At 72.6% G+C, this 24,929-nt stretch carries 18 protein-coding genes; 10 read left to right on the forward strand and 8 right to left on the reverse strand.

What is annotated here, in order from left to right; genetic code table 11:
- Positions 1-68: 68 nt before the first annotated feature.
- Both groES and groL read left to right on the forward strand, forming a co-directional pair.
- Complete coding sequence (gene groES, locus ACFWBY_RS08665; RefSeq protein WP_008739621.1) at positions 69-377, forward strand: co-chaperone GroES; 309 nt, start codon at positions 69-71, stop codon at positions 375-377.
- A gap of 132 nt (positions 378-509) precedes the next feature.
- Positions 510-2,138 carry a chaperonin GroEL gene (gene groL, locus ACFWBY_RS08670; protein WP_385335826.1) on the forward strand — a complete coding sequence of 543 codons (1,629 nt, stop codon included), beginning with the start codon at positions 510-512 and terminating at the stop codon, positions 2,136-2,138.
- A 123-nt stretch (positions 2,139-2,261) separates the two neighbouring features.
- Here the strand turns inward: groL and ACFWBY_RS08675 are convergent, their stop codons facing one another.
- From ACFWBY_RS08675 to ACFWBY_RS08685, 3 genes are all read right to left on the reverse strand, one after another.
- A complete protein-coding gene (locus tag ACFWBY_RS08675) occupies positions 2,262-2,951 on the reverse strand; it encodes an ester cyclase (RefSeq protein WP_385335824.1) in 690 nt (229 codons plus the stop codon).
- Positions 2,952-3,025: 74 nt separating this feature from the next.
- Positions 3,026-3,799, reverse strand: a complete 774-nt coding sequence (locus tag ACFWBY_RS08680) for an SDR family NAD(P)-dependent oxidoreductase (protein ID WP_385335822.1) — start codon at positions 3,797-3,799, stop codon at positions 3,026-3,028.
- Between the two features lie 49 nt (positions 3,800-3,848).
- On the reverse strand, positions 3,849-4,538 hold the full coding sequence (locus ACFWBY_RS08685; protein ID WP_385335820.1) for an MOSC domain-containing protein: 690 nt from the start codon (positions 4,536-4,538) through the stop codon (positions 3,849-3,851).
- Positions 4,539-4,617: 79 nt separating this feature from the next.
- Between ACFWBY_RS08685 and ACFWBY_RS08690 the strand changes: the two genes are divergently transcribed.
- Positions 4,618-5,517, forward strand: coding sequence for a LysR family transcriptional regulator (locus ACFWBY_RS08690; protein ID WP_385335818.1), 900 nt, complete (start codon positions 4,618-4,620; stop codon positions 5,515-5,517).
- A gap of 181 nt (positions 5,518-5,698) precedes the next feature.
- Here the strand turns inward: ACFWBY_RS08690 and ACFWBY_RS08695 are convergent, their stop codons facing one another.
- Positions 5,699-6,025 carry a WhiB family transcriptional regulator gene (locus tag ACFWBY_RS08695; protein WP_385335816.1) on the reverse strand — a complete coding sequence of 109 codons (327 nt, stop codon included), beginning with the start codon at positions 6,023-6,025 and terminating at the stop codon, positions 5,699-5,701.
- A gap of 378 nt (positions 6,026-6,403) precedes the next feature.
- On the opposite strand from ACFWBY_RS08695, the gene ACFWBY_RS08700 reads away from it, so the two are divergent.
- The 4 genes from ACFWBY_RS08700 to ACFWBY_RS08715 all read left to right on the forward strand — a co-directional run bounded on the left by ACFWBY_RS08700 (position 6,404) and on the right by ACFWBY_RS08715 (position 11,019).
- Positions 6,404-7,015 carry a response regulator transcription factor gene (locus ACFWBY_RS08700; protein ID WP_003948568.1) on the forward strand — a complete coding sequence of 204 codons (612 nt, stop codon included), beginning with the start codon at positions 6,404-6,406 and terminating at the stop codon, positions 7,013-7,015.
- 341 nt (positions 7,016-7,356) lie between these two features.
- A complete protein-coding gene (locus tag ACFWBY_RS08705; RefSeq protein WP_214946808.1) occupies positions 7,357-7,986 on the forward strand; it encodes a sigma-70 family RNA polymerase sigma factor in 630 nt (209 codons plus the stop codon).
- Between the two features lie 201 nt (positions 7,987-8,187).
- The gene (guaB, locus tag ACFWBY_RS08710; protein WP_385335813.1) at positions 8,188-9,693 is read left to right on the forward strand and encodes an IMP dehydrogenase; all 1,506 of its coding nucleotides are present in this window, start codon (positions 8,188-8,190) and stop codon (positions 9,691-9,693) included.
- A gap of 201 nt (positions 9,694-9,894) precedes the next feature.
- The gene (locus tag ACFWBY_RS08715) at positions 9,895-11,019 is read left to right on the forward strand and encodes a GuaB3 family IMP dehydrogenase-related protein (RefSeq protein WP_385335811.1); all 1,125 of its coding nucleotides are present in this window, start codon (positions 9,895-9,897) and stop codon (positions 11,017-11,019) included.
- A gap of 24 nt (positions 11,020-11,043) precedes the next feature.
- Here ACFWBY_RS08715 and ACFWBY_RS08720 read toward each other — a convergent pair whose 3' ends face one another.
- The 4 genes from ACFWBY_RS08720 to ACFWBY_RS08735 form a co-directional block, all read right to left on the reverse strand.
- Positions 11,044-12,900 carry a M16 family metallopeptidase gene (locus tag ACFWBY_RS08720; protein ID WP_385335809.1) on the reverse strand — a complete coding sequence of 619 codons (1,857 nt, stop codon included), beginning with the start codon at positions 12,898-12,900 and terminating at the stop codon, positions 11,044-11,046.
- 10 nt (positions 12,901-12,910) lie between these two features.
- On the reverse strand, positions 12,911-13,891 hold the full coding sequence (locus ACFWBY_RS08725) for a hypothetical protein (protein WP_385335807.1): 981 nt from the start codon (positions 13,889-13,891) through the stop codon (positions 12,911-12,913).
- 212 nt (positions 13,892-14,103) lie between these two features.
- A complete protein-coding gene (locus ACFWBY_RS08730) occupies positions 14,104-14,658 on the reverse strand; it encodes a hypothetical protein (protein ID WP_385335805.1) in 555 nt (184 codons plus the stop codon).
- Between the two features lie 175 nt (positions 14,659-14,833).
- Positions 14,834-16,063, reverse strand: a complete 1,230-nt coding sequence (locus ACFWBY_RS08735) for a nucleotide sugar dehydrogenase (protein ID WP_385335804.1) — start codon at positions 16,061-16,063, stop codon at positions 14,834-14,836.
- Between the two features lie 336 nt (positions 16,064-16,399).
- On the opposite strand from ACFWBY_RS08735, the gene ACFWBY_RS08740 reads away from it, so the two are divergent.
- From ACFWBY_RS08740 to ACFWBY_RS08750, 3 genes are all read left to right on the forward strand, one after another.
- A complete protein-coding gene (locus tag ACFWBY_RS08740) occupies positions 16,400-18,124 on the forward strand; it encodes a glycerol-3-phosphate dehydrogenase/oxidase (RefSeq protein ID WP_385335915.1) in 1,725 nt (574 codons plus the stop codon).
- A gap of 584 nt (positions 18,125-18,708) precedes the next feature.
- Positions 18,709-21,516, forward strand: coding sequence for a serine/threonine-protein kinase (locus ACFWBY_RS08745; RefSeq protein ID WP_385409638.1), 2,808 nt, complete (start codon positions 18,709-18,711; stop codon positions 21,514-21,516).
- A 133-nt stretch (positions 21,517-21,649) separates the two neighbouring features.
- Positions 21,650-24,823 carry a protein kinase gene (locus ACFWBY_RS08750; RefSeq protein ID WP_385335800.1) on the forward strand — a complete coding sequence of 1,058 codons (3,174 nt, stop codon included), beginning with the start codon at positions 21,650-21,652 and terminating at the stop codon, positions 24,821-24,823.
- Positions 24,824-24,929 lie beyond the last annotated feature (106 nt).

Raw genomic sequence — 24,929 nt, forward strand, 5'->3', positions numbered from 1 at the left:
GACGACGGATCGACCTGGTCGCCACCTCAGACAGTTAACCCCGGATCTCCGAAGGGGGAGGTCGGATCGTGACGACCACCAGCTCCAAGGTTGCCATCAAGCCGCTTGAGGACCGCATTGTGGTCCAGCCGCTCGACGCCGAGCAGACCACGGCCTCTGGCCTGGTCATCCCGGACACCGCGAAGGAGAAGCCCCAGGAGGGCGTCGTCCTTGCCGTGGGCCCGGGTCGCTTCGAGGACGGCCAGCGTCTCCCGCTGGACGTCACCGTCGGCGACGTCGTCCTGTACTCCAAGTACGGCGGCACCGAAGTGAAGTACAACGGCGAGGAGTACCTCGTCCTCTCGGCCCGCGACGTGCTCGCGATCGTCGAGAAGTAATCACTTCTCCAGTTTTGCTTTGAGCTACGCCCCTGGTCACCCCTGCTGATGCCGGGCGGCGAGGGGCGTAGTTCGTTCAAGGCGGTCGCGGTGAGCGGCCGGGGATCGCAACGAGAGGGCTGAACCGCTCCCATGCCGAAGATTCTTAAGTTTGACGAGGACGCCCGTCGCGCCCTCGAGCGCGGCGTCAACAAGCTTGCCGACACGGTCAAGGTGACGATCGGCCCCAAGGGCCGCAACGTCGTCATCGACAAGAAGTTCGGCGCCCCCACCATCACGAACGACGGTGTCACCATCGCTCGCGAGGTCGAGCTGGACGACCCGTACGAGAACCTTGGCGCGCAGCTCGTGAAGGAGGTGGCGACCAAGACCAACGACATCGCGGGTGACGGCACCACCACCGCCACCGTGCTGGCCCAGGCCCTGGTCCGCGAGGGTCTGCGCAACGTCGCCGCGGGTGCTTCCCCGGCCGCCCTGAAGAAGGGCATCGACGCCGCGGTCAAGGCCGTGTCCGAGGAGCTCCTCGCGACCGCCCGCCCGATCGAGGACAAGTCCGACATCGCCGCCGTGGCCGCGCTCTCCGCGCAGGACCAGCAGGTCGGCGACCTCATCGCCGAGGCGATGGACAAGGTCGGCAAGGACGGTGTCATCACCGTCGAGGAGTCCAACGCCTTCGGCCTGGAGCTCGAGTTCACCGAGGGCATGGCCTTCGACAAGGGCTACCTGTCCCCGTACATGGTCTCCGACCAGGAGCGTATGGAGGCCATCCTCGATGACCCGTACATCCTGATCAACCAGGGCAAGATCTCCTCCATCCAGGACCTCCTGCCGCTGCTCGAGAAGGTCATCCAGGCCGGCGCCTCCAAGCCCCTGCTGATCATCGCCGAGGACGTCGAGGGCGAGGCGCTCTCCACCCTCGTCGTCAACAAGATCCGTGGCACCTTCAACGCCGTCGCCGTCAAGGCGCCCGGCTTCGGTGACCGCCGCAAGGCGATGCTGCAGGACATGGCCACCCTCACCGGTGCCACCGTCATCGCCGAGGAGGTCGGCCTCAAGCTCGACCAGGCCGGTCTGGACGTACTGGGCTCCGCCCGCCGCGTCACGATCTCCAAGGACAACACCACCATCGTCGACGGTGGCGGCAGCTCCGAAGAGGTCCTCGGCCGCGTCAACCAGATCAAGGCCGAGATCGAGTCGACCGACTCGGACTGGGACCGCGAGAAGCTGCAGGAGCGCCTGGCGAAGCTCGCCGGCGGCGTCTGCGTCATCAAGGTCGGCGCCGCCACCGAGGTGGAGCTCAAGGAGAAGAAGCACCGCCTCGAGGACGCCATCTCGGCGACCCGTGCCGCGGTCGAGGAGGGCATCGTCTCCGGCGGTGGCTCCGCGCTCGTCCACGCCGTCAAGGTCCTCGAGGGCAACCTCGGCCTGACCGGCGACGAGGCCACCGGTGTCGCGGTCGTGCGCCGTGCCGCCGTCGAGCCGCTGCGCTGGATCGCCGAGAACGCCGGCCTCGAGGGCTACGTCATCACCTCGAAGGTCGCCGAGCTCGACAAGGGCCAGGGCTTCAACGCCGCCACCGGCGAGTACGGCGACCTGGTCAAGGCCGGCGTCATCGACCCGGTCAAGGTCACCCGCTCCGCCCTGGAGAACGCCGCTTCGATCGCGTCGCTGCTGCTCACGACCGAGACCCTGGTCGTCGAGAAGCCGGCCGACGATGAGGCCGACGCCGGTCACGGCCACGGCCACGGCCACAGCCACTGACCTCGTCAGTAGTCGAGGCAAAGCCCCGGTCACCGCTGCCCAGCGGTGGTGACCGGGGCTTTCCCGTGTGCGGACGCGCGGCGCGCCGTCTCGGCGCGCCGGGTGCCCCGCGCCGTCGGAGCGCTACATGGCGCCCAGTTCCTTCATGAGGCGCATGGCGTCGTAGTGCCACCAGCCTTCCTTGATCATCCCGCCCTCGCACCGGAAGACCGTGGTGCCGGTCATCTCGCAGGTCTTGCCGGTCGGGGCGATCCCCATGAACTCGCCCTTGTGCACGCCCTTCCAGGTCCACAGCGTCGTGACGTAGTCGTCCTGCGCCGTCTGCGCGTTCCGCGTGAAGGTGAAGTCGAAGCCGTCGCGCCACGACTGCACGTCCTCGCGGATGCCCTCGCGGCCCGTCTTGTCCTCGGGGTTGCCGATGTCGTGGTCGAGGTAGTCCGTGGCGAAGATCTCCTCGATCACGGCCATGTCGCCCTTCATGGCGACCTCGTCGTACAGCCGGTTGACGAGCTGGACGTTGAGGTGCTCGTCGCGCACCACGTCGAGGTTCATGAACTTCGGCATGCCCTCGCACAGGGCCACCATCTCCTGGAACATCCTGTCCGTCTCCGGGAGCTGAGAGTTCCTCATGGCCTCTTCGTACGAAGGGAATTCGACGAGGTCGACGAAGTGGGTCCGGGCGTCGCGGTCCTTGCCGATCATCGTGTGGGTTACCGTGCGCCGGCCGCTCGACTGCTCGGCCCAGCGGTCGATGAGGGCGTTCATCTCGTCGAACCGCGTGGTCTCATAATCGATTACTTGTACGAATGTCATAAGTCGCCTCCCGCGCTGGATGGGACATGTCCAGTCTAGGGAAATTTCACCCATGTGCCGCGTTTGTCGGCTGGTTACTGAGGCCCGTACTTGCGCCCCGTACGCGAGGAGACCCCGCCCAGCAGTCCGCGCGGCGCGAGCTTCACCACACCCATCAGCGCCTTGTACCGCGGGTCCGGGATCGACACCGTCTTGCCCCGGGCCAGGTCGGCCAGGGCCGCGGCCACCAGCTTGTCGGCGTCCAGCCACATCCAGCCGGGGATGTTGTCCGTGCCCATGCCGGCGCGCTCGTGGAACTCGGTGCGCACGAAGCCCGGGCACAGCGCCATCAGCCGGACGCCCGAACCCGACAGGTCCTTGGCCGCGCCCTGCGTGAACTGCACGACCCAGGCCTTGCTCGCCCCGTAGGTGCCGCGCGGCAGGAAGGCGGCCACCGAGGCCACGTTGATCACGCCGCCGCGCCCGCGCGAGCGCATCGATTCCGTCGCCGCCGAGGTCAGCCGCAGCACGGCCTCGATGTGCACCTTCAACATGGTCAGCTCGTCGGCCATGGAGACTTCGAGGTAGCGGCCCTTGTTGCCGAAGCCCGCGTTGTTGACCAGCAGGTCCACCGGGTGCTTGCGGTCGCCGAGGCGTTCCTCGACCGCCGCGATGCCCTCGTCGGTGGAGAGGTCGGCGACCAGCACCTCGGCTTCGATGCCGTGCCGGTCGTGCAGCTCGGTGGCCTGCTCGCCGAGCCGTTTGGCGTCCCGGGCCACCAGAACGAGGTTGTGCCCCTGGGCGGCGAGCCGCCGGGCGAAGGCGGCGCCGATGCCCGCCGTGGATCCCGTAATCAACGCAGTCGTCATACGCGCAACCTAGCCGCCCGGGGCGCCGCCTCCCGTACCGGCCGGTGCGTCAGCCCTCTTGGGGGAGGCGCTCCTTCCGGTACTTCTCCACGTACGCCAGCGCCTTGTCCCGCGCCTCGGGCTCCAGTGCGTCGCCCGCCGCCAGGGTGCGCGCCAGCAGCTCCCGCTCGGTGGTGAAGGCGCGGAACCAGAACTCCACCGTCACCTCGTGGTCGGGGCGGTGCAGCACCTCGATGGTGTCGCCGGGGGAGACCCGGCCCTCCTCGATCACGCGCAGGTACGCGCCCGGCCGCGCGGCCCGGGTGAACCGCTTGACCCAGGCCTTCTCGCCGAGCGACCCCTGGAAGGTCTGGCACGGTATGCGGGCCGAGGCCACCTCCAGGACCAGGTCGGGGCCGACCCGCCAGCGTTCTCCGAGCTTCGCGCCGTTCACGTCGAGGCCGGAGGTGGTGAAGTTCTCGCCGAAGAGCCCACCGGGCAGTTCGCGTTCCAGCTCGCCCTCCCACCACTCCAGGTCCTCGCGGGCGTACGCGTACACGGCCTGGTGGTCGCCGCCGTGATGGCGCAGGTCGCAGACGTCGTCCCCCTCGACGCCGCTCGCCGCGACGCCCTTGGGGCCGGGGGCGAAGACGCGTACGGGGCCGGGGACGGGGAGCTTGCGGTGGCCGGTCACCCCACCCTCCGCGTCGGTGTATTCGACGGCCGTCGCGCGGCCGAGGTTCACGGAGATGAGATGCATGCGGTCACGCTAACCGAATCGCCTCAAAGCGGCACGGGATTATTGGCGCCTCGATCAAAGTAGCCCTTATGCTCGAAGGGTGATCGAGGCACGTCATCTCCGAGTTCTGCGCGCTGTCGCCGGAACCGGGTCCTTCTCAGCCGCCGCCCGCGAGCTCGGCTGCACCCAGCCGGCCGTCTCCCAGCAGATGAAGGCGCTGGAGCAGTCCGCCGGCACCCCCCTGCTGATCCGTACCGGGCGCGAGATGCGCCTCACCCAGGCCGGTGAGGCCCTGGTCCGCCATGCCGCCGGGATCCTCGCCGGACTGACGGCCGCCGAGGAGGAGGTCGCGGCCATCGCCGGGCTGCGTGCGGGCAGGGTCCGGCTCGTCTCCTTTCCCAGCGGCAGTTCCACGCTGGTCCCCACCGCGCTCGCGGCGATGCGCGCCGAGCATCCGGGGACCCGGATCTCGCTGGTGGAAGCGGAGCCGCCGCGCTCGGTGGAGATGCTGCGCGAGGGCGACTGCGATCTCGCGCTGGCCTTCCGCTACGGCGGCGCGTCGGGGCCCTCCGCCGAGTGGGAGGACCTCGTGGTCCGGCCGCTGCTGACCGACCGGCTCGTCGGACTGGTCCCCGACGGGCACCGGCTGGCCGGCGCGGAACGGGTGGGCATGGCGGAACTGGCCGGCGAGCCCTGGATCGCGGGCTGCCCGCGCTGCCGCCGCCATCTGGTCGAGGTGTGCGAGGGCGCCGGATTCACCCCGCGCATCGACTTCGCCACCGACGACTACCCGGCCGTGGTCGGCCTGGTCGGTGCCGGGCTGGGCGTCGCGGTGCTGCCCGAGCTCGCGGTGGAGTCCGTACGGGCCAAGGGTGTGAGCACCCTCGTCGTGGAACCTGCCGTCGAACGCGAGGTCGTGGCCCTGACCCTGCCGGACCTGGCCCGGGTGCCGGCGGTGGCCGCGACCCTGGCCGAGCTGGAGCGGGCGGCCAGGCGCTGATCCCGCGCGGGTGCCCCCGTACGCGGCTCCGTGCGGGGGCGCCCCCCGGCCTGGCCGGACCGCCACGCGAGAGACCGTACGGCGGTACGGCCGGTCGGGTGACGTCCCGGGCCGGTGCGCGGCACGCGGGTGCGCGCCACGGGTAGAAGAAACGTTCCTTCGGCTCGTTTCGCCGGGTCCGCTAGTGCGGGCCGGTCGGCCCGATGACGGTCGCCGCCGGGACCAGGCGATGGCGGGCCCGGCCCATCAGTTCTTCTCGTTCGTCCTCGGTGAGGCCGCCCCACACCCCGTAGGGCTCGCGGACGGCGAGTGCGTGCGCGGCGCATTCCGCACGCACCGGGCAACGCATGCAGACCTCTTTAGCCGAGGCCTCGCGCGCGCTCCTGGCCGCGCCCCGCTCGCCTTCCGGGTGGAAGAAGAGGGAGCTGTCGACTCCGCGGCAGGCAGCCAGCAGCTGCCAGTCCCAGAGATCGGCGTTCGGTCCGGGGAGGCGGGAGAAATCTGCCATTGGTAGTCCTCTTGGTGCCGGTACTGAGGCGGATAGGTCCATGTCTCCACACCTACTGTCGTAGTAGATGTAAATATGACTCATTGGGAATCTAGCCTCAGACATGCGCCAAACGGAAGGAAAGCCGCCAAATAGGTCATAACGCCAAATGGACGACACGCGGAGAGTGGTGCCCGCGTTGTGTTCGCTTCCTCACGTAGAGTGCCGAAGGTGTCCGTCCGACCCGTAACTCTTTCGAGTGACCATCGTTGAGAGTGCGAAGGCGGTTGAACCAAGAAGTTCTCGGACAGGTGTCCGGGAGCATCGACCGCACAGGTGACGATACGTACCAGCCTGGAGGCTCAAGGTGACGCGCATCAGCAGCTGCGGAGGGCGGTCATGACATCCGTCCTCGTCTGCGACGACTCCCCGCTTGCCCGAGAGGCGCTCCGCCGCGCGGTTGCCACCGTGCCCGGCGTCGAGCGTGTGACGACGGCCGCCAACGGCGAGGAAGTCCTCCGCCGCTGGGGTGCCGACCGCTCCGACCTGATTCTGATGGATGTACGGATGCCCGGGCTCGGCGGTGTGGAGACGGTTCGCCGGCTGCTCTCGGCCGATCCCGGCGCCCGCATCATCATGCTGACGGTCGCCGAGGACCTGGACGGCGTGGCCCTCGCGGTCGCCGCCGGCGCCCGGGGCTATCTGCACAAGGACGCCTCGCGCGCCGAACTGCGGGCCACGGTCACCCAGGCCCTCGCCGACCCGACCTGGAGGCTGGCCCCGCGCCGGCTGCGCTCGGCCGAGATGGGCGCCGCGCCCACGCTCACCGCGCGCGAGATCCAGGTGCTGGAGGGCATGAGCCACGGCCGGTCCAACGCGGAGATCGGGCGCGAGCTCTTCCTCTCGGAGGACACGGTCAAGACGCACGCCCGCCGACTGTTCAAGAAGCTCGGCGCCTCGGACCGGGCGCACGCCGTGGCGCTCGGGTTCCGCTGGGGCCTGGTCCGCTGACCGCACGACCGCCGGCCGTCAACGGCCGGCGGTGCCGCGCCGGAACGGGCCGGGCCGGGCTCCCGATGGCAGGTCCCCGGGGCGCCTCCGACCGATCCCCCGCAACCTGCTGCGGACGGGGGATTGGCGGGGCACAATCCGGGGGACGTGTCGCTTCGCGCGGCATGCCGCATGCTTGAGGGTGTGGCGCATCCTGGAGATGTCGCCTCGAGGGCGATTCGGCCGAGCGGGAGGGGAGGGGCCAGAGCATGAGTTCCGGTGCACCCACCCCGCATAACGCTTCGACGCACAACACGGGCCGCAGTGCCGCGAATGCTCCGGCGCCAAGGCACCATGGATTGATGCGCGACGACGAGACCCCGGGTTCACCGGCGGTCACAGGGTCCACCGGCGCCGCCAGGGGTGGCGGCGACGGGACCGTCGGCGCGCTCGTACGCCGTGCGGTCGAGGGCGACGAGCAGGCCACGCACGATCTGCTCGCCTTCGTGCACCCCCTCGCCATCCGCTACTGCCGCACCCGGCTCTCGCGGCTGCCCGGTGACGCCCGTCACTTCGTGGAGGACCTGGCGCAGGAGGTCTGCGTGGCCGTCCTGATGGCGCTGCCGCGCTACCGCGACACCGGGCGCCCCTTCGAGGCCTTCGTCTTCGCCATCGCCGCGCACAAGGTCGCCGATCTGCAGCGGGCCGCCATGCGGCACCCGGGCAGCACGGCCGTGCCCTCCGACGAGATGCCGGAACGGCCGGACGACTCGCTGGGCCCGGAAGAGCGCGCGCTGCTGAGCAGCGACGCGGCCTGGGCCAAGAAGCTGCTGGCCAACCTCCCGGAGAACCAGCGCGAGCTCCTCGTGCTGCGGGTCGCCGTCGGTCTGACCGCCGAGGAGACCGGGCAGATGCTCGGAATGTCTCCCGGAGCGGTGCGGGTGGCCCAGCACCGGGCGCTCAGCCGGCTCCGCGCGCTCGCCGAGCAGTAGAACGGCTTTGCCGGGCGGGAGAACGGTTTCGCCGGGCGGGAGACCGGCGCAGACGGTTGATCCCTGTGCGCCCTGGTTTAGGACGTTCATCCATCGTAGGAAACAACGAACCTTGGGCTTGATCTTGGTCGTGGAATGAGACGCGTCGGGATCCCGTTAGCATGGACATCCGCGCTGAGCAAGACCATCTGGGAAGGTGTCATGACTGTGAACGCCGACGGAGTGCCCGACAAATTCGCCACACTCGGCCTCACGTACGACGACGTGCTGCTGCTTCCCGGCTCGTCGGACATGTCTCCGGACGCGATCGACACCTCCTCCCTCATCTCGCGCAACGTCCGCGTGAACGTCCCGCTGCTCTCCGCCGCGATGGACAAGGTCACCGAGGCCCGCATGGCCATCGCGATGGCCCGTCAGGGTGGCGTGGGCGTCCTGCACCGCAACCTCTCCATCGCCGACCAGGCCAACCAGGTCGACCTGGTCAAGCGCTCCGAGTCCGGCATGGTCACCGACCCGATCACGGTGCACCCGGACGCGACGCTGCGCGAGGCCGACGAGCTGTGCGCGAAGTTCCGCATCTCCGGCGTCCCGGTCACCGACCCCGCCGGCAAGCTCCTCGGCATCGTCACCAACCGCGACATGGCCTTCGAGTCGGACCGCAGCCGCCAGGTGCGCGAGGTCATGACGCCGATGCCGCTGGTCACGGGCAAGGTCGGCATCTCCGGCGTGGACGCCATGGAGCTGCTGCGCCGCCACAAGATCGAGAAGCTGCCGCTCGTCGACGAGTCCGGTCACCTCAAGGGCCTCATCACGGTCAAGGACTTCGTCAAGGCCGAGAAGTACCCGAACGCCGCCAAGGACAAGGACGGCCGGCTGCTCGTCGGCGCGGCCGTCGGCGTCGCCGGCGACGCGTACGACCGCGCCCAGGCCCTGATCGAGGCGGGCGCCGACTTCATCGTCGTCGACACCGCCCACGGCCACTCCCGCCTCGTCGGCGACATGGTCTCCAAGATCAAGTCCAACTCGTCGGTCGACGTCATCGGCGGCAACATCGCCACCCGTGACGGCGCCCAGGCGCTCATCGACGCCGGCTGCGACGGCATCAAGGTCGGCGTCGGCCCCGGCTCCATCTGCACCACCCGCGTCGTCGCCGGCATCGGCGTCCCGCAGGTCACCGCGATCTACGAGGCCTCCCTCGCCGCCAAGGCGGCCGGCGTCCCGGTCATCGGCGACGGCGGCCTGCAGTACTCCGGCGACATCGCCAAGGCGCTCGTCGCGGGCGCCGACACGGTGATGCTCGGCTCGCTGCTCGCGGGCTGCGAGGAGTCCCCGGGCGAGCTGCTCTTCATCAACGGCAAGCAGTTCAAGTCGTACCGCGGCATGGGCTCGCTCGGCGCGATGCAGTCCCGCGGCGACCGCAAGTCCTTCTCCAAGGACCGCTACTTCCAGGAGGGCGTGGGCGGCGACGACAAGCTCATTCCCGAGGGCATCGAGGGCCAGGTCCCCTACCGCGGCCCGCTCTCCGCGGTCGTGCACCAGCTCGTCGGCGGCCTGCGCCAGTCGATGTTCTACGTCGGCGGCCGCACGGTGCCGGAGCTCCAGGACCGGGGCCGGTTCGTCCGGATCACCTCGGCGGGGCTCAAGGAGAGCCACCCGCACGACATCCAGATGACCGTGGAAGCGCCGAACTACTCCCGCAAGGGCTGAGTCGCGCGAGCCTGACGGTGGAGGGCGGGTCCGGGTTTCCGGGCCCGCCCTTCCGTCGTCGCCGGGGACTTCGGCGCCGGCCCCGCGCGCCCCGCACGCCGGCGGAGCCGGATTGGGCCGTCCGCACAGCGGTCATGGGAACGCGACGCGCCGCCCTTCGGGGATACTGGACGGGCAGACCCAGAGGAAAGGCCACCACACGTGACTGAGATCGAGATCGGGCGCGGCAAGCGCGGCCGCCGGGCGTACGCGTTCGATGACATCGCCATCGTCCCCAGCCGCCGTACCCGGGACCCGAAGGAGGTCTCGATCGCCTGGCAGATCGACGCCTACCGCTTCGAGCTCCCGTTCCTGGCCGCCCCCATGGACTCGGTCGTCTCCCCGCAGACCGCCATCCGCATCGGCGAGCTCGGCGGCCTCGGCGTGCTGAACCTCGAAGGCCTGTGGACCCGGTACGAGGACCCGCAGCCGCTGCTCGACGAGATCGCGGAGCTGGAAGAGGAGTCCGCCACCCGCCGTCTCCAGGAGATCTACTCCGCGCCCATCCAGGCGGACCTGATCCGCCGGCGCATCAAGGAGGTGCGCGACTCGGGCGTCGTCACCGCCGCCGCGCTCTCCCCGCAGCGCACGGCCGAGTTCTCCAAGGCCGTCGTCGAAGCGGGCGTGGACATCTTCGTGATCCGCGGCACCACGGTCTCGGCGGAGCACGTCTCCGGCGCCGCCGAGCCGCTGAACCTCAAGCAGTTCATCTACGAGCTCGACGTCCCGGTCATCGTGGGCGGCTGCGCCACCTACACCGCGGCCCTGCACCTGATGCGCACCGGCGCCGCCGGTGTCCTCGTCGGCTTCGGCGGCGGCGCCGCGCACACGACGCGCAACGTCCTCGGCATCCAGGTCCCGATGGCCACCGCCGTCGCGGACGTGGCCGCGGCCCGCCGCGACTACATGGACGAGTCCGGCGGCCGCTACGTGCACGTCATCGCCGACGGCGGCGTCGGCTGGTCCGGCGACATCCCGAAGGCCGTCGCCTGCGGCGCCGACGCCGTGATGATCGGCTCCCCGCTGGCCCGTGCCACCGACGCGCCCGGCAAGGGCAACCACTGGGGCATGGAGGCCGTCCACGAGGACGTGCCGCGAGGCAAGAAGGTCGACCTCGGTACGGTCGGCACCACCGAGGAGATCCTCACCGGCCCCTCGCACTCCCCGGACGGCTCGATGAACATCTTCGGCGCGCTGCGCCGTTCGATGGCCACCACCGGCTACAGCGAGCTCAAGGAGTTCCAGCGGGTCGAGGTCACGGTCGCGGACTCGCAGCACCACCGCTGACCGCACGCCGCGTACGTACGCCGGTCAGTTCTTGCCCTTGCTGCGGCGGTTCATGCAGATGCCCCACGGGATCAGGAAGGCGCCCGCGACGAGCAGCCAGTCGAACAGGAACTGCGCGTTGTCCCGGGCGATCTGGCCGTGCTCGTCACCCATGACGATGCCGAGCACGACGACCGCCCCGCCGATGAGCAGCCCGGGGACTCCGAGCAGCCACAGCACGACGGTGAACCAGACGGCCGGGCGGGCGGCCGGAGCGGCGTCCGGGGCCGCCGGCCGGGTCGGCCGGGCGGGGAGGGCGGGCGGCGCCGGCCTGGGCGGGAGCGGGATGCGGGCCGGGTCGCGGGGCGGCATCGCGAGGACCACGCAGGGCGGGACGCCGGTGTCGAGCGGGGCCAGGTCGGCCGCGGTGATCCCGAACAGCGCCGGCTCGATGGTGAGCGTGAACCCGTCGTGGCCGACGAGGTGGCGGGCACCGTCCGGGTAGGCCTGCACGAGGGAGCACTCGGCGTAGCGGACGGTGATCCGGTTGGTCGCCGTGACCAGGCTGACTCCGTCGGCCGCCACGGTCAGGACCGTGCCGGGATCGGCCAGAGACGGGTGCGCCCGCCCGGTGACGACCTCCGCGGACCCGGTGGGCGCGGCCGCGAGCCCCGCCCAGTCCACGCCCCGGCCGGGCACCTGCATCAGGGCGCCGGCCCACAGGGCGCGGGCGGCCTCGTGCAGGGTTTCCGCGGTGACCGCCCCGATCTCGGCCCTCGCCTCCGCGACGGTGAGGTGGCGGTGGCGCAGCAGGAGGTCCACGGCCTGCCCCGGCAGCCGGGCGGCGGCGAGCTCGGGGCCGTCGAGCCGCGCGAGCGCGGAGGCCCGTACGGCTTCCAGGTCGGACGGCTCGATCCGGCCGGCCCTCAGCTTCGCGAGGACGTCGACGAAGGCGCCGACCATCGCGTCCTGCTTGTGCGGCAGCGCGTCGGCGTGGGCGACGACGGTCGCGGAGCCGGCGTCGCGCGGCGAGTACTCGGCCGTCGCCGTGTACGAGTACCCGCTCTTCTGGCGCAGTTCCCGCAGCAGCTCCTTGCCGAGGACTTCCGTGAGCAGGCTCGCCCCGGTGGAGCGCGGCAGTACGGAGGTCAGGACGACGGCGCCGTCGTCGCCCTGGAAGTAGGCCGGCAGGACGGGCAGGGCGGAGGTGGCCTCGGGAGCGGGATGCCACGCGCCGGAGGGGAGGGCGAGGTCGAGCCCTTCGGGGACCGTGTCACCGGTGATCCACAGGACGGCGTTCGCGGCGGTGAAGCGCGTGCGCACCCAGTCGCGGACGTCGTCGCCGGTCAGCTGCCGCAGGCCCGTCTCGGCGTAGCCGGTGAGGCCGTAGGAGCGGGCTCCGTAGCGCCACAGGGTGGGGAGGTGGGCCGGTCCGCGGCGGCGGCCGGCGGCCTCGGTGCGCAGGATCTCCTTCTCCGTCTCCAACCGGTCCGTCGGGAGGTCGCGCAGGGAGGCGCAGACGCCGTTCAGGTACGCCACCACTTCGGCGGGGGTGCCGGTGACGCGGAACTGGGTGAGCGTGGCGGTCGCCGCGCCGTCGTGGTCCGCGTCGCTCGTGCCCTGGGGGTACAGGGCGAGGTGCTCGACGAGGTGGGTGACGCCGCTGGTGGCCAGGGTCTCGTCGGCGCGGCCCACCCGGAAGAGGAGGCCGGCGTTGAGGAGGCCGGAGCGGGGGGCGAGGACGGTGCGGATGCCGTCGACGGTGGTGGTGACGACGCTGTCCTCGTCGGCGGTGGGGGTGCTGGTGGCGTTGCCGGCCGTGGCCGCCGTGGCCGCCGTGGCCGCCGTGGCCGTCGTGGCCGTCGTGGTCGTCGCTGTGGTGTTGCTGCCGGTGGTCGTCATCGTGGTGTCCTCAGCCCTGCGCCAGTGCGGTCGTGCGGTGGCGGACGAATACGGCCTCGGGGTCGCCGTTGTCGAGGTAGTGCCAGGGGAACTCGCTCGCGCGGTCGCCGAGGGCCAGGAAGTGCGGCGCCGCGGCCTCGGGGTGCAGGGCCGCGCCGTGGGTGATCGCGAAGGCGCAGTGCGCGTCGACCTGCACGTACGCGTCCGTACGGGCATCCGTACGCGCATCCGGGTGCAGGACGGAGTGCGCGGCGGCGGCGAGGCGCCGCTCGCGGTTCCCGGGCGAGCGGGCGTACGCCTGCGCGGCCGCGGCGTCCTCGTTGCGCATCACGTCCATGAACTGCTCCAGCTGGGCGACGGCGACCAGGGCGGCGTTCGGGCTGCCGGCGGGCGAGGCCTTCGCGCACGCGTCGGCGAACGTGTGGGCGGCGTCCCAGCTGCCGCTCCACTTGGGGCAGAGCTGCTGGAGCAGTTGCTGCTGGCCCGCGTAGTGGTGGGGGTGGTGCTCGGCGAGCCGGTCGTAGCGGCGCCGGGACTCGCCCTGGCCGAGCTCCAGACCGCGCGAGGTCATGAGGCGCAGGTACCAGGCGAGCGCGTACCGCGGGTGCTCGGCGCAGACGTCGATGAGCAGCATCTCGGCACGCCGGAGGTGGGCGTGGAACCCGTCGAACTGTCGGCGCGACACGTGTTCGGCGCGTGCGCGGGACCGGATGCCCCAGGCGCTCCGGATCAGCCGGTCGGCGAGCAGGGTGCGGGCGAGCGGATCGCGCGGAGCGCGGTCGGCGGCCTGCTGGAGGAACGGTTCGCTGTCGGGCAGGTCGGCGACGACGCGCGAGGCGACGGCGCGGTCGTCCTCGTCGGTGAGCGCGTCGAACGAGGAGCGGACGGCATCCCAGTCCTGGCGCTGGACGCTGTCGCGGAGGGCGGCGAGGGCGGGGACGCGGTCGGCGGGGTCGAACACGGGCCGGCCGGGCGGGGGGTGAGCGGACACGCGCGGATCATATGGCCGCAGCCCTGTGGACGACAGGGTTTCGGTCCGTGCTTTCGATCAAGGGAGTGGCTGCTCGGCGGGGGTGCCGGAGCGGTGCCGGGCCACTTCGGGCGGTGCCGGGCCGTGGTGGGCGGGCCGTGCCGGGGTGCCCGGCGGCAGGCCGGCCCGGTGGTCCGGGCCCGGCTGCCGGGGCGGGGGAGCGAGCGGCTGGGTCAGTCGCCGATCTTCTTGGCGGAGCCGTACCCGGTGAAGGCGCCGAGGGCCAGGAAGAGGAAGCTCATGGGGTCCGCGTCTTCCTTCCAGATGTCGACCAGACCGGACGCGCCGACCGTGCTCAGCACGTCACCCAGGCCGACGCCGGCGGCATCTGCCAGCGTGAGCGCGTAGAAGAACAGCTCGCCGAGGAAGACGGAGGCGACCGCGAGGACCGCGCCGACGACGGGAAGGACCGGGTTGCGGCCGCCGAGCTTGCCCGCGGCGAAGCCGACGAGGGCGCCGACGCCGACCGCCGCGTAGCCGATCTCGCGCTCGATGGCGTTCATGATGCCGCCGTACGCCGCGGCCGCGACCAGGGCGGCGACGAGCGCGGCGACGATGCCGAGGCCCACGTTGCCGGGGCGGGCCGGGGCCTGCACCGGGGCCAGGAAGTCGGCTCCGGACGGCGCCGGGTGACCGGCAGGGGCCAGGAAGTCGGCTCCGGACGGGGCCGGTGCGCCGGGCGCGGGCGTGTTCGACTCGGGCGCGGGCGGCTGGAACTGCTGGCTCATGGAGAAATCCCCCCCAAGGGATTGTGGGCGCACGGATGCCCGCAAGTGAGTACGCGGGATGCGTACGTGTGTACGCGGGACGTATGCGCGAGATAAGTCGCCGCAGGCTAGCAGCAGCCTGCGACATCCGTGGAGGGGGTTTCGGCCGGCGCGGGGACGGGGCTCGCGGTGTGGGCTACAGGCGGTGCGCGGCGCCCACCGGGCTGGCCCCGCGGGTGTCCAGCAGCAACTGGGCCTTCACCGCCAGGCCTTGGAGGTCGTAGGTGCGGTGGTGCTGGAGCAGGATCGTCAGATCGGCGTTGGCCGCCGCCTCGTACAGCGATTCGGCCCGGGGGACCGGCTGGTCCCTGACGCGCCATCCGCCGATGTACGGGTCGTGGTAGCTGATCAGCGCCCCGAGGTCGAGGAGCCGGCTGGCGATCTCGCGCGCCGGGGAGCCCTCCTGGTCGGCGAGGTCCTGTTTGTACGTGACCCCGAGCAGCAGGACGCGCGCCCCGCGGGCGGACTTGCCGTGCTCGTTGAGCAGGGCGGCGCTGCGCTGGATGACGTACTGCGGCATCCGGTTGTTGATCTCCTGCGCCAGGCCGACCATGCGCAGCGGGTGGCCCGGGGTGCGGGTGGTGTGGGGGAGGTAGTTGGGGTCGAGGGGGACGCCGTGGCCGCCGACTCCGGGGCCGGGGCGGAAGGCCTGGAACCCGTACGGCTTGGTCTCGGCGCACCGGATGACGTCCCACAGGTCCACGCCGAGGTCGTGGCAGAGCACGGCCATCTCGTTCATGAGGGCGATGTTGACGTGCCGGTAGTTGGTTTCGAGGAGCTGCACGGTCTCGGCCTCGCGCAGGCCCCGGGCGCGCACCACCTTGTCGGTGAGGCGGGCGTAGAAGGCGTGCGCGGACTCGGTGCAGGCCGGGGTGAGGCCGCCGATGACCTTGGGGGTGTTGGAGATGCCGTGCGTGCGGTTGCCGGGGTCGAGGCGGCTGGGCGAGTAGGCCAGGTGGAAGTCCTGGCCGGCGCGCAGCCGGGAGCCCGATTCGAGGATCGGCCGCAGGTACTCCTCGGTGACGCCCGGGTGGGCGTTCGACTCGAGGATGACGGTGGTGTGTGGGCGCAGCCGGGCGGCGAGGGTGCGGCCCGCCTCGCCGACCGCGGACAGGTCGAGTGCGCGGTCCGCGCCGAGCTGGGTGGGGGCGCAGATGACGGCGGTGCGGACCCGGCCGAGCTCGGCGGGGTTGGTGGTGACCCGGAAGCCGGCCGCCGACATGCGGCGGATCTCGGCGGCTGTAAGGGTGGAGTCCGTCGCCGGACCGCTGTCGTAGCCGACCGTCTCGATCCCGGCGGCCACGGCTGCCTGGGCGAGAGGGAGGCCGAGATGGCCGAGTCCGATGACGGCGAGATCTGCGGGCATGGGGGTGCCGTCCCTTCCCTTCCCTGACATGCATGAGGGGGCGGTGCGCGCAAGTCCTGTGGAGGAGGAGAGCTGGCGCAATGTCAGACTAGGCGTATATATGACAGATATGTCGCATTCGAGGCTCGTGGTCGTCGTCGTGTTATCCACAGGCGGTGGCTGATGTGGGTGGGGCCGGTCAGAATCATGAAAGGGCGATGTGAGCGGGATCACCCACAACGGGTGGGATGACCGCATAGGGCGGACGCGGCGACCCGCGTCTACGGGAGGCAGGCAGCCGTGAGCACAGGAACAGGGGCAGGAACGGGCACGCAGACGACGGGGACGGGGACGGGGATGCGGACGGGCGGGGGAGGCGGGACGACGATGCTGGGACCGGCGCAGCGCGCCGAGGCGCTCGCCGCGATGGCCGAGCGCGAGCTCGACGTGCTGGTCGTCGGCGCGGGCGTGGTGGGCGCCGGAACCGCCCTCGACGCCGTGACCAGGGGCCTGGGGACGGGCCTGGTGGAGGCGAGGGACTGGGCGTCCGGCACGTCGAGCCGCTCCAGCAAGCTCATCCACGGCGGGCTCAGATACCTGGAGATGCTCGACTTCGCCCTCGTGCGGGAGGCGCTGAAGGAGCGCGGCCTGTTGCTGGGGCGTCTCGCCCCGCACCTGGTGAAGCCGGTGCCGTTCCTCTACCCGCTCCAGCACAAGGGGTGGGAGCGGTTCTACGCGGGCTCCGGCGTCGCGCTGTACGACGCCATGTCTCTCTCCAGCGGCCACGGGCGCGGGCTGCCTGCCCACCGCCACCTCTCGCGCCGACGGGCCCTGCGGATCGCGCCCGCCCTGCGCAAGGACGCGCTGGTGGGCGCCCTGCAGTACTACGACGCCCAGATGGACGACGCCCGGTACGTGGCGACGCTGGTGCGCACGGCCGCTGCCTACGGGGCGCACTGCGCCAACCGGGCGAGGGTCGTCGGCTTCCTGCGGGAGGGTGAGCGGGTCGTCGGCGCGCGGGTGCGGGACGTGGAGGGCGGCGGGGAGTACGAGATCCGCGCGAAGCAGATCGTGAACGCCACGGGGGTCTGGACGGACGACACCCAGGCGCTGATCGCGGAGCGGGGGCAGTTCCACGTGAGGGCGTCGAAGGGCATCCACCTCGTCGTCCCGAAGGACCGCATCCACTCCTCGACCGGGCTGATCCTGCGGACCGAGAAGTCGGTGCTGTTCGTGATCCCGTGGGGCCGGCACTGGATCGTGGGCACCACGGACACCGACTGGGACCTGGACAAGGCCCATCCGGCGGCGTCGAGTGCCGACATCGACTATCTACTGGAGCACGTGAACTCGGTACTGGAGGTCCCGCTCACCAGGGACGACGTCCAAGGCGTCTATGCCGGCCTGCGCCCGCTGCTGGCCGGGGAGTCGGACGCGACGAGCAAGCTCTCCCGCGAGCACACCGTGGCGCACCCGGTTCCGGGGCTGGTCGTCGTCGCCGGCGGGAAGTACACGACGTACCGGGTGATGGCCAAGGACGCGGTGGACGAGGCGGTGCACGGCCTGGACCAGCGGGTCGCGGAGTGCGTGACGGAAGACGTGCCGCTGGTGGGCGCGGAGGGGTACCGGGCCCTGTGGAACGCGCGGGCACGGATCGCGGCGCGGACGGGGCTCCATGTCGTGCGGGTGGAACACCTCTTGAACCGGTACGGGTCCCTGACGGAAGAACTGCTCGCGCTGATCGCGGCGGACTCCTCGCTCGGGGAGCCGCTGACGGGCGCCGACGACTACCTGCGCGCCGAAGTGGTCTACGCGGCCTCGCACGAGGGGGCGCGGCACCTGGACGACGTGCTGACGAGGCGTACGCGGATTTCTATCGAGACCTTCGACCGGGGGACGAGATCGGCGCGCGAGTGCGCGGAGTTGATGGCTCCGGTTCTGGGCTGGGACAAGCAGCAGATCGAGAAGGAAGTGGAGCACTACGAGAAGCGGGTGCAGGCGGAGCGGGAATCGCAGCGCCAGCCGGACGATCAGACGGCTGACGCCGCGAGGCTGGGGGCGCCGGACATCGTGCCGTTGTAACTCCGTCACATCGAGGGGGGAACCGCGGACCCGGGGCTCCCGTCCGTTGCGGAGTAAGGGACAATGAGGGTTCTGCCGGGGCGGGTTACCGGGCACCCCGGCCGCTGCCGGGGCAACCGGAGCAGGCGGCACGATCGCAGAGGGGACGCATGTCGAAGCCGGAGCACACCGAGTCGTCGGAACCGTCTGTCGGGACGGGATCGCCGGTGCCTCCGGCGGCCACCCCCGCGGTTCCGAAGCCGCGCGCCGCGAGGTCGCGGGGCGCGAGGTCCACCGCTGGTCAGGGGGTTGCCGACACCGCGGAGCCCGCGGCCGAGGACATACAACCGGGCACGGCGGCCCGGCTGCAGGACACGGACGCGGACCCGAAGCCCGCCGCCGCGAAGCCCCGCACGCGCAAGCCCGCGGCCGCGAAGCCTGCGGCGGCGCCGGAGCCGCGCGACACGGAGGCCGCCCCCGCGAAGCCTGCGGCCGCGACGACGCGACTGCGCAAGCCCGCGGCGGCGAAGGCTGTCGGGGCGGAGCCTGCCGCTGCCCAGCCGGCGCCGCGGGACGAGGAGCCTGTTGCCGCGCAGCCTGTGGCCGTGACGACGCAGCTGCGCAAGCCTGCGGCGGCGAAGGCTGTCGGGGCGGAGCCGCAGGACGCGGAGCCGACTGGTGCTTCCGTGGCCGACGGGGTGAAGGCGGCGCCGGAGGCAGCCGGCGCGGCCGAGCTCGCCGACGCGAAGCCCGAGTTGCGCGCATCCACCACGGCGGAGCCGCAGGACGTGGAGCCGGTGGACGCGAAGCCCGGAGAGGCGAAGCCCGAGTTGCGCAAGTCCAGCGTGGTGGAGCCGGAGGACGCGGAGGCGCGGGACGCGAAGGCCCTGGCTGCGGAGCCGGGGGACGCGAAGGCCGGCGATGTGAAGCCCGAGCTGCGCAAGCCTGCTGCGGCGAAGGCGGCCGGGGCGGAGCCGGAGGAGGCGAAGGTCGCGGCTGCGCAGCCGGTCGGCGTGAAGCCCGAGTTGCGCAAGTCCAGCGTGGTGGAGCCGGAGGACGCGGAGGCGCGGGACGCGAAGGCCCTGGCTGCGGAGCCGGGGGACGCGGAGGCCGGCGATGTGAAGCCCGAGCTGCGCAAGCCTGCTGCGGCGAAGGCGGCCGGGGCGGAGCCGGAGGAGGCGAAGGTCGCGGCTGCGCAGCCGGTCGGCGTGAAGCCCGAGTTGCGCAAGTCCAGCGTGGCGGAGCCCGAGGACGCGAAGCCCGAGCTGCGCAAGCCTGCTGCGGCGAAGGCGGCCGGGGCGGAGCCGGAGGACGCGAAGACCCCGGACGCGCAGGCCGTGGCTGCGGAGCCGGGGAACGGGAAGCCCCGTGGCGTCGCGGCGGAGCCGCGTGAGCGGGGCGGCGCGAAGGTCGCCGCCGGGCAGCCGCAGGACGCGAAGCCCGTCGCCGTGAGCAAGGCCGACGAGGTGGCCGCCGCCGTCAAGGCGGCCGCGGCCAAGGCGCAGGAGGGCCCCGAGGGCCGCCTGCTCGCGAGCCGCTACCGGCTCGGCGCCGTCCTCGGCAAGGGCGGCATGGGCACCGTCTGGCGCGCCGAGGACGAGACCCTCGGCCGGACCGTCGCCGTCAAGGAGCTCCGCTTCGGCACCGGCGTCGACGACGACGAGAAGCGCCGCCTCATCACCCGGACCCTGCGCGAGGCCAAGGCCATCGCCCGGATCCGCAGCGGCGGAGCGGTGACCGTCTACGACGTCGTCGACGAGGACGGCCGGCCCTGGATCGTCATGGAGCTCATCGAGGGCCCCTCGCTCGCCGAGTTCATCCGGGAGAACGGCACGCTCACCCCCCGCCGCGCCGCCGAAGTCGGCCTCGCCGTCCTCGACGTACTGCGCGCCGCGCACCGGCAGGGCATCCTGCACCGGGACGTGAAGCCCTCCAACGTGCTCCTCGCCGACCACGGCAACGGCCGCGTCGTCCTCACCGACTTCGGCATCGCCCAGGTCGAGGGCGACCCCTCCGTCACCTCCACCGGCATGCTCGTCGGCGCCCCCTCGTACATCTCCCCCGAGCGCGCCCGCGGCCAGCGCCCCGGCCCGCCGGCGGACATGTGGTCGCTCGGCGGTCTGCTGTACGCGGCGGTCGAGGGCGTGCCCCCGTACGACAAGGGGTCGGCCCTCGCGACGCTCACCGCCGTGATGACCGAGCCGGTCGACCCGCCCAAGAACGCGGGTCCGCTGACCGAGGTCATCTACGGCCTCCTCGTCAAGGACCCGGCCCACCGCCTCGACGACGACCGCGCGCGGGCGATGCTCACCGCCGTGATCGACGCGCCCGAGCCGCCGGCCCCCGTCGCGGTCGTGCCCGCCGAGGAGACCCGGCAGATATCGCTCGCCGAGGCCCGGGAAGCCGCGGAGAAGGCGGCCGCGGAGAAGGCCGCCAAGGCCGCCGAGAAGGCGGAGAAGAAGGAACGCGAGCGCCGCGAACGCGAACAGCGCGAGCGTGCCCGCGCGGCGCTGAAGTCGGCGCGCAAGGCGGCAGCGGCCGGCGCGGTCGCGGCCGCGACGGCCGCCGAACCCCCGTCGTCGCGGCCCGCGCCCGTCGCGGCGCCGCTCACCGACGTCGTACCCCGCCGCACCATCGCCCTCGCGATAGCCGGCGTGGTCGTGGCGCTCGCGGTCATCGGCTCGCTCATCGCATACGCCCTCAGCGGTGACGACGAGGGCGCCGCGAAGAAGGAGGGGAAGAACGGCGGCTCGGCGGCCGCGTCCAGCCCGGCCGGTGGTGCGTCACCGTCCCCCTCCGCGTCCCCCTCCCCGTCGCCGAAGACCGGCGAGCAGGCCGGCAGCGGCGGGGCCGGCCAGCCGAGCCAGGGGCAGACGCCGAGCAGCGGTTCGGGCGGGACCGGCACCAACCCCGGTCAGGGTCAGGGCGCCACGCCCGGGAGCCCCGCGGGCACGCTCCCGCCGGGGTACTCCACGGTGACGGACCCCGGATTCCACTTCTCGATGGCGATGCCCGACGGGTTCAAGCCGACCGGCACGGTCGGCGAGAACTCCGGCGTCATATACAGCCGCGACGGCGGCTTCCCGCGGATCCAGGTCGACTTCAACAAATCGCCCGGCGACGACGCGCGCGCGGCCTGGGCCGAGCTGGCCCCGGCCGTGGCGGGCAGCAGCACGAACTACAAGCTGCTGCGGCTCGAAGTGGTGGACTACCGGGGCTACCCGACCGTCGCGGACTGGGAGTTCGAGCGCGACCAGAAGGGCATGAGGGTCCGCGTGCTCGACCGCGGGTTCAAGATGGACGCGAAGCACGGCTACGCCATCATGATCAGCTGCGCCGCCGACCAGTGGGACGCGGCGGAGTGCACGCAGATACGCAACACGGCGTTCCAGACCTTCCAGTCGCAGGGCTGAGCAGGCAAGGCTCGCCCCCGGCCCCGGGCGGGCCGGGGGCGAGCCTTGCCAGGGCCGGGACGCGGGCGCCCCGGGCGTCGTATCGTGTCAGCGGGACCCAGGGGACGGGCCCACAGCTCTGGGGGGAGGCGATGTGGAGGACTACGCGGGCCGGATCCTGGCCGACCGCTACCGCCTGCCGCTGCCCCCGTCCGACGAGCAGGAACTGATCGAGACCCGGGCGTTCGACACCCGGAGCGGGCAGGAAGTCCTCGTACGGCAGGTGCCGTTGCCGGAAGTCGTCGACGCGGAGCTGCTGGACGGCACGCTCGGCGGTCCGGCCGCCGCGGCGGTCCGGCGCGCTTCCGGTGAACTGCCCGCCGTGCGCAGGGCGATCGCGGCGGCGCAGGCGGCGGCGTCCGTGCCGGACCATCCGCGGTTGGACCAGGTCTTCGACGTGTTCGCGGAGGGCGGGTCGCTGTGGATAGTGAGCGAACTCGTACCGGCCCGACCGCTCGCGGCGCTGATCGCCGACGAACCGCTGAGCCCGTACCGGGCGGCGGAGGTGGCGGCGGACGTACTGACCGCGCTGCGGGTGCTGCACGCGCACGGCTGGACGCACCGGAACATCACCGCGCGGACTGTACTGATCTGCGACGACGGCAGAGTCGTACTGACCGGGCTGGCCGCGGGGGCGGCGGAGGACGCCCTGTGCGGCTACGACCCGGTCCCGCCGCGGGACGGTGCGTGGCCGTTCGAGGGTGACGGGTACGTCGCGGGGTACGGCGCCGCCGCGTCCGGCGGCGGCCGGGCCCCCGGCGGCGGAGCGGTGGGCGGATACGGGGCGGTGCCGGGGGCGCCGGCGGGTGCCGGTTTCGGTACCGGCCCCGGCGAGTTGCCCGGTGGTGCGGGCGTGTCCGGATACGCAGCCGGGGCGGGTGGGGCTTCCGGGACGCCGGCCGGATACGGGGCCGGCCCGGGCGAGGCTTTAGCGAGCGGGCCGGGAGCGGCGTACGGTGCTGCGCCGGAGAGCGGGCCGGGTGCGGCGTACGGCGTTGCGCCGGAGAGCGGGCCGGGTGCGGCGTACGGCGTTGCGCCGGAGAGCGGGCCGGGAGCCGAGGCCGGCGCGGCCCTGGCCGTTCGCGGGCCGGGAGCGGACACCGCGGCCGAGGCTCCGGCGTACGCGCCGCTCGTGGCTCCGGGGTACGACACCGGGCCCCGCTACCGCGACCACATCACCCCCGCGGGGACCGGGGAGCGGCCCGATCCGAAGGCCGCCGCGCGGGCCGGGGCCATCGCCGCGTACCGGGCGGGGGCGCAGGCCGCCGCGAGGATCGCCGAGCAGCGCAGGGCCGCGGCGGCGGAGCCCGGGCACGAGCTCGCGGCGGAGCCGAGGCCCGAGGGGTCGAACCTCCCGCAGGGGTACTCGTACCCGTACGGCGGGCCGGACGGTGGCGACGCCTGGCACGGTGCCACCCCGCGTCGCCGGGCCCTGCCCCTGCCCCCGGCGGAAACCGAGCCGCAGGCCCTGCCCGTCGCGCAGGAGCCCCGGATCGCGCAGGCCCCGCAGGGCACCCAGGATCCGCAATCCCCGCACGGGGCGCAGGTTCCGCCGATCCCGCAGGCGCCGCAGGGCACCCAGGATCAGCAAGCCCCGCAGGGCTCGCCCACCCCGCAGAGCGTGCGGGCTCCGCAGAGCGCGCCGGCCCTGCCCAGCGTGCCGGCCCGCCCCGTGCTGCCCGCGCAGCTCGCCCTGCCCCAGGGCTACCGGCAGGCCGAGGCCCCGGATGTCCCGGCCGCCGGGCACCGCGGCCCCGTACCGGGAGAGCCCACCGCGGAACGGTTCGGCTACGGAGACCCGCAGCGGCCCGCCGTGCCCGGCCTCCCGTCGCACCAGGAGGGCGGCGCCCCCGATTACGGGCTGGAGCAGGCCGGTCCGGTGCCGCCCGGCGCCGCGGCACCCGGCTCGGGGCGGCAGGCTCCGGCGGACGGCGGCCACGGCCACGGGTACGGGAACGGGGACGGATACGCGGACGGGCAGTGGGCGGCCCAGGCACCGGCCGGCCGCGGAGCCGGGTACGGGGCGCGGGCTGCCCGGGCCCAGGCGGGCGGCGGGTGGGGGAGCGGGCCCCGGAGCGGGCTGGACGCCGAGCGGGCGCGGCAGACGCGGATGGCCGTCGTCGGGGCCGTCACCGAGCGGTGGTCGCCCGAGCAGGCGCAGGCAGCGCACGGGCCGTGGCAGCTGGCCGCCCCCGTCGGGCCGGCCACCGACCTCTGGGGGCTCGGTGCGCTGCTGTACCGGGCCGTACAGGGCCACGCCCCGTACCCCGAGGACAGCGTCGCCGAGCTCGTGGAGCTGGTCTGCGCCGAGGCACCGGCCTTCGCCGAGGAGTGCGGCCCGCTGCGCCCGGTCGTGGAGTCGCTGCTGCGTCAGGACCCGACCGAGCGGCCCGACTTCGAGGAGCTCCGCGGCTGGCTGCGCTCCCTCGTCCGGTCCGCGCCGGAGCCCGACGGGGGCTTCGCCGTGCTCCCGATGCCGGAGCCGGATCCCGCCCGGCTGCCGATCGTACGGCGGCGAGCCGATCTGCACGGCCGCCACCGCAGCGCCGACCACCCCCGCAAGCCGCGCTCGCTGGGGCGTTCCCTGCTGCTCGGGATACTCGTCCTGCTCGCGGGAGCCGTGGCCTACGCCCTGTTCTTCATGCCGCAGTCCGCCGGTCCGCAGGGCGGGCGGAAGGCGGCCGGGCTGGGGCAGCCCACGGCGCCGCACAGCCAGGGCCGCAGTGCCGGCCCGAAGCCGAGCGGCTCCGCCCCGGCGCCCAGCCCCTCCGCGAGTCCGCCCGAGTCCAAGCCCGCCGCCCAGACCAAAGCCCCCGCACCGGCCGGGTACACCACCCAGCAGGACGCCGAGCACTTCGAGATCAACGTGCCGAACGGCTGGAACCGTCGCGGAATCAACGAGTCCGGTCAGGTGCGCTACACGGAGGGGGAGTTCGCCCTGACCGTCGTCCCGGGCCGGGACAAGGTCGAGGGCAATCCCGACCCGGCCACGTACCAGAAGGACAAGGAGCCCGAGCTGGCTCCCTACCGCTCCTCCACCTGGTCCAGCGTCGGCGACATCAAGTCCACCAAGGTCGGCAACCAGCTCCGCGTGACCGGCCGGTACACCTGGATCGACGGCAACGGACGCTCCGTCGTGGCGCGCAACTTCGTCGTCGCGCTCGGCGGTTCCTACCACGTCGTCCTGGTCACCGGCCCCCTCGACCAGGAGAGCAAGGTAACCGAAGCCTTCGAGCAGGCAACGGCCAGTTACAAAACGGGTGGCTGACGAGGAATCAGTACGGCAATTGCGTCACAGTGAGGCCCCACGGCCTCCGAGATGTTCCTGCGGCGCCCGCGGGCTCCGTAGTCTGGCCGGAAGTGCACAGAGCGGC

The sequence above is a fragment of the Streptomyces sp. NPDC060049 genome, assembly GCF_042736715.1.
Taxonomy (GTDB): domain Bacteria; phylum Actinomycetota; class Actinomycetes; order Streptomycetales; family Streptomycetaceae; genus Streptomyces.